The sequence below is a fragment of the Gordonia sp. 852002-10350_SCH5691597 genome (genome assembly GCF_001665715.1).
Taxonomy (GTDB): Bacteria; Actinomycetota; Actinomycetes; order Mycobacteriales; family Mycobacteriaceae; genus Gordonia; species Gordonia sputi.
On the sequence record NZ_LZMO01000201.1, the window covers coordinates 1 to 4,686 of the forward strand.

A 4,686-nucleotide genomic window follows, 5' to 3' on the forward strand; every position below is an offset into this window, starting at 1 on the left:
TTTCAGCCCACGTTCGAGGGCGAGTTTGATCAGACCTGGAATCAGGCCGCCGTCGCCGGTGATTTGGACCTGGCCGGAATCGATCTGGGCCAACAACTCATCGACCATGCCCGAGGCCTGCAGCGCTTCGGCCACCTCGGCGGTCGAGCGCGGCTCTGCGAGCTCAGGCAGCTGTTGGTGGTCGTCGTTGTCCTGCTGCTTGTCGTCTAACGCCATGCTCATAAATCTTCCTCTCACTGATGAGCACTGGACTTACACAGACCATCTGACACCCCCCCTGACCGCTCTAACTCTCTCCATCGACGGCGATCGCGAGCAAGGAGTATCGGTCGACCTCCGAGTCGTACCCGAAGACGTTTCACGGATTGCTGTGGGTGCCGCGATCGAGGACGAGACTTTCGGCGAACTTGGCGCGCTAGCAGTAGAAGTCACTACACCTGACGCCGGGATTGCGAGCGCGGTACTCGATGCAGCGACCACTGAGAGGTCGATGATTATCGCCGAGGTCTATCGACGACGTGACGTCTGGCGGTTGCGGATGGTCGGACAGGGTTACGACGACGATCTCGCTGGCTTTGCAACTCGGTACGGCGTCGAGGTTGAGGACTGACCGATCCGCATCGACTCGGGGCGGTACACGTGATGGACTCGTTCGTCCTTCAGTCGCGACCGGATGCTTCTACCCTTGACCTGTATGCGCCGTCCACCGCACACTAGCCCTCTCCTCCGCGCCGCAGCGTTGGCCATCGCGCCAGCGCTCATCCTCGCCGGATGCTCGTCAACAAACGACGACGCCGCCCAACCGTCGGTCACCTGCGGTGAGATTCCGACGGGCACTCAGACCGACTCCAGCGCGGCGCCAAAGTCGTCCCAGGACATCTCCACCAGACCCGAGGCCGCTACCGGCTACCGCACCGGCATGCAGTCCGTGCAGACCAACACCTACGCCGCGGCGACCGCCAACCCGCTCGCCACCAAGGCCGCCTGCGAGACGCTGCGCGATGGCGGCACGGCGGCCGACGCACTCGTGGCCGCGCAGATGGTCCTCGGCCTCGTCGAGCCGCAGTCGTCGGGCATCGGCGGTGGATCGTTCGCGCTGTACTACGACGCGAAGGCCCACAAGGTCAACGCCTACGACGGCCGAGAGACTGCGCCAGCCGCCGCCACCGAGGACTACCTGCGCTACATCAGCCCCACCGACCAACGAGCACCCATTCCGAGCGCCCGCGCCTCGGGCCGCTCCATCGGCGTCCCTGGCGCAGTACGGATGCTCGAAGAGATCCATAACGAACATGGTCGTACCGCTTGGAAGGATCTCTTCAACCCTGCAGTCAGCCTCTCCGACAACGGCTTCGACATCTCGCCACGCCTCGCAACCGCAATCGCCGAATCCGCCAAAGACCTCAAGGCCGACGACGACGCCCGCTCGTACTTCCTCAACCCCGACGGAACGCCCAAGGCCGCCGGCACCAAGTTGACCAACCCCGCCTACGCAAAGACGCTGGGCGCCTTGGCAACCGACGGCGCGCAAGCCCTGTACTCCGGACCCATCGCCGACGCGATCGTCGCCAAGGCCGGCTCGACGTCGAACGGCATGACCCCGAGTCTCCTCACCACCGACGACCTCAAGAACTACAAGGCGATGCGTCGCGAGCCGGTGTCGACGGAGTACCACGGACACCGCATCGTGGCGATGCCCGGGCCGTCGTCGGGCGGGATCACGGTTGCTGCGACGATGGGCATCCTTTCCAACTTCGACATCCCGTCGATGCCCCCGACAGGCGTCGACCGCGACGGTGGGCACCCGAATCCTGAAGCGGTGCATCTGATCAACGAGGCGGAGCGCCTGGCCTACGCCGACCGCGACAAGTACATCGTCGACCCCGACTTCATCCCGTTGCCGGGCAAGGGTGTTGCGACGATGCTCGATCCGACCTACCTGAAACAGCGTGCGGCACTGATCAAACCGAACACGTCGCTCGGGAAGGCGCAGCCCGGAGACCTCGGTGAGGTCCCGCTCGGTTCCTACACCGGCACAGAACACGGAACCAGCCACATCACTGTCGCCGACAAGTACGGCAACGTGGCGTCGATGACGACAACCGTTGAATCGGCGTTCGGCAGCTTTCACATGGTCGACGGCTTCATCCTCAACAACCAGCTCACCGACTTCTCCGCGGAGCCGCGCGACGAGACCGGAGCGCTTCTCGCCAACCGGGTTTCGCCGGGCAAGCGGCCGCGATCATCGATGGCACCGACCCTCGTCATGCAGCCGGGAGCCAGCGGTGAGCCAGATACCCTGACGGCCGCGCTCGGCTCACCCGGCGGCTCCGTGATCATCCAGTTCGTCGTGAAAACGCTTGTTGGAATGCTGGATTGGAAACTCAACCCACAGCAGGCCGTCTCGATGATCGACTTGGGCACAGCCAACACCCCGACGTCGAACGTCGGTGGTGAACACCCACTCGTTAACACTACGAACGACGGCGCCGACGATCCACTCGTGAAGGGTCTACGCGAACGCGGCGAACAGGTATCGGTCGACGATCCGTCCAGCGGGCTCAGTGCACTGCGGCGCTCAGGCAACGGGTGGCTCGGCGGGGCCGATCCGCGTCGAGAGGGTGCCGTGATGGGTGACGACGCGTCGCTGAAGTGATGCGTGGTGCCACGTTTGAATGACTCCGGTTAACGCCTCGTCGTCGTACCACGACACTCCGTATGTCCAGGCAGTACCGAGGCACTGAAGGAGAAGCGAATGGTGGCACAGCAATCATCGACAGGGCGCACCAGGACCTGGCGAGCCTTCGGGTCTCGAACTGCAGGGGCATTCATCGTCACCGCAAGCGCGATGGTCGGCGTCGGACTGGCCGCGGGGCAGGCGGCCGCCGCGCCCTACAACCCAGCTCCGCCGCTCACGGTGTGTTCGACGACCTCTCAGAATCCCTACTTTCCGCCGCTGCCCATCGCCAACCTCCTCCGCGTCGGCCAGTCGGGCCGCGTCGTCGAGAACCCCACGAGGCGGGTAATCGACCACGGCAAGGTCGATTTCGAATTTCTGAACGCCAACCAACTCTTCACACCGGCCTTCGACCAAACCGTCCGTTTCACGTGGCGCAACCTCAACTCCGGACAGACCGGAGTGGCGATCGGCCGCACGCCGGTCCGCGGTGAGGTGTCCATCGCGTACGCGGAACGCGTGCACACCGGCCCCGGTCGGATCGTCGTCAGAGCCGACGTGACCAACCGCGGCCAGGCCAACACCGGATCGTCGGGCGCGGTCACCCGTGCAACGTGCTCAGGAAGGCCCTTCGTCGTCGTCTGAGACCTGGCCGAGCCGCGCGATCATGTTGCGTGGGATCCTGGGTACCGAAAATGCCCCCGTGGATCCCACGCAACTGCTGAGTGTCAGTGCGTCTCCACCGTCCGCGCCAGAATTCCTAGCGTCGCGCGCAAGCCGGCCTCGGGGATGATCGGGAACCGGCCCTTGATGTCCTCGTTGGTGACACGGCTCCAGTCGTAGTACGACGTGACCAGTGTGCCTTCTTCGATCGGTTCGAGCCGGTAGCCGTACCGGTGATCGAGGGGCGGGCGGACCGTGCCGATGATCGTCCACTCGATCCAGCGGTCCTGCTCGAATCCCGTGATGATCACCCGGACGTCGTACTTGCCCATCGGGAGATCGTTGAGTGACTCACGGTCCATGTGGACGACGAATTCGTCATCCACCGCGCTGACCGGCGAGCCCTCCGCACTTTGCAACATGCCAGAGCTGTCGATGGCGACGTGACCTTCCGGCGAGGTCAGAAGTTCAAAGATCGCCGACGGTTTGGCCCAGATCAGGCGGGTGATCTCGAATAGCTCGGGCATCGGATTCCTCAGCTTCGACGATTCTTGTCAGCGACACTGAAAGCCTAATCGCTGCCACCCCGAGAGGATCGAAGGCGCTGCATCAACAGATGTCGGTTGCGGAGTCGTTTCGTCCGATTTTGAGCTAATCCACCTGAACGTACGACAGTCCTGCAATTGGCGCCGAACGCCCAGTCGCTCTGATTCGCGTCCCTAAGAATCGCGCAGATTCATACCCTCGGCGCGGCGTCGACCTGGAACTAACCTGGCATCGGTTATGAGCGTCAGCGCCCAGCCCTGGCTTGCTGACCAGCAACCCTCCGTCGTGGTGGGGTGCTCCAGGTGACAACCCGACGGGATTCGATCGCCCGTAACGACGACGCCGAGGACGAAGACCGATAACTGTGACCACCGAACTCACCGCCGCGCACGCGCGCCCGCTCACTCGCGGGCCGGACGACGCGGATCTGCTCTCCGCCAAGCTGGTCAAGGCCCGCAAGCCCGGCCAGTGGGTGAGCAGCGCCATCGTGTTGGTACTAGCCGCGATGCTGGTGCACACGTTGTTCACCAACCCACGATTCCAGTGGGATGTGGTCGGCAACTACTTTTTCCACGACTCGATTCTGCGCGGACTCGGACTCACGCTGTGGTTGACCGCCGCTGTCATGGTGTGCGGCTTCGCATTAGGAATCCTGCTCGCAGTGATGCGCCTGTCGTCGAATCCCATCCTGTCGACGTTGAGCGCGGGCTATGTCTGGCTTATCCTCGATCCACCGATTCGTATTCGTTTGGGCGGTGAGGGATAGACGAAATGCCCTGTCTGAGTGACAGAATGGGAAT

At 63.5% G+C, this 4,686-nt stretch carries 5 protein-coding genes, 1 pseudogene and 1 riboswitch; of the genes and pseudogenes, 4 read left to right on the forward strand and 2 right to left on the reverse strand.

The features are described from left to right. Positions 1-222, reverse strand: a pseudogene (locus A5777_RS14415) (IS256 family transposase); the annotation flags it as partial. Here A5777_RS14415 and A5777_RS14420 point away from each other — a divergent pair. The 3 genes from A5777_RS14420 (at position 215) to A5777_RS14430 (ending at position 3,322) form a co-directional block, all read left to right on the forward strand. After that, positions 215-610, forward strand: coding sequence for a TerD family protein (locus A5777_RS14420; RefSeq protein WP_064863190.1), 396 nt, complete (start codon positions 215-217; stop codon positions 608-610). The pseudogene A5777_RS14415 and the gene A5777_RS14420 sit on opposite strands and share 8 nt — an antisense overlap. A gap of 84 nt (positions 611-694) precedes the next feature. After that, positions 695-2,656 (forward strand): gamma-glutamyltransferase family protein, encoded by a 1,962-nt coding sequence (locus A5777_RS14425; RefSeq protein WP_064863191.1) that lies wholly within the window; start codon positions 695-697, stop codon positions 2,654-2,656. A gap of 99 nt (positions 2,657-2,755) precedes the next feature. Continuing rightward, positions 2,756-3,322 carry a hypothetical protein gene (locus tag A5777_RS14430; protein WP_231894665.1) on the forward strand — a complete coding sequence of 189 codons (567 nt, stop codon included), beginning with the start codon at positions 2,756-2,758 and terminating at the stop codon, positions 3,320-3,322. An 83-nt stretch (positions 3,323-3,405) separates the two neighbouring features. On the opposite strand, the gene A5777_RS14435 is transcribed toward A5777_RS14430, so the two are convergent. After that, a complete protein-coding gene (locus A5777_RS14435) occupies positions 3,406-3,867 on the reverse strand; it encodes a hypothetical protein (protein ID WP_064863193.1) in 462 nt (153 codons plus the stop codon). A gap of 252 nt (positions 3,868-4,119) precedes the next feature. Next, positions 4,120-4,229, forward strand: a riboswitch (SAM riboswitch). A gap of 21 nt (positions 4,230-4,250) precedes the next feature. Between A5777_RS14435 and A5777_RS14440 the strand changes: the two genes are divergently transcribed. Further along, positions 4,251-4,652, forward strand: a complete 402-nt coding sequence (locus A5777_RS14440) for a hypothetical protein (protein WP_231895071.1) — start codon at positions 4,251-4,253, stop codon at positions 4,650-4,652. Positions 4,653-4,686 lie beyond the last annotated feature (34 nt).

Bases quoted from the DNA above. Each gene is read 5' to 3' on its own strand.
- A5777_RS14430 (WP_231894665.1), top strand. From the start codon at position 2,756: ATGGTGGCACAGCAATCATCGACAGGGCGCACCAGGACCTGGCGAGCC.
- A5777_RS14420 (WP_064863190.1), top strand. From the start codon at position 215: ATGCTCATAAATCTTCCTCTCACTGATGAGCACTGGACTTACACAGAC.
- A5777_RS14435 (WP_064863193.1), bottom strand. From the start codon at position 3,867: ATGCCCGAGCTATTCGAGATCACCCGCCTGATCTGGGCCAAACCGTCG.
- A5777_RS14425 (WP_064863191.1), top strand. From the start codon at position 695: ATGCGCCGTCCACCGCACACTAGCCCTCTCCTCCGCGCCGCAGCGTTG.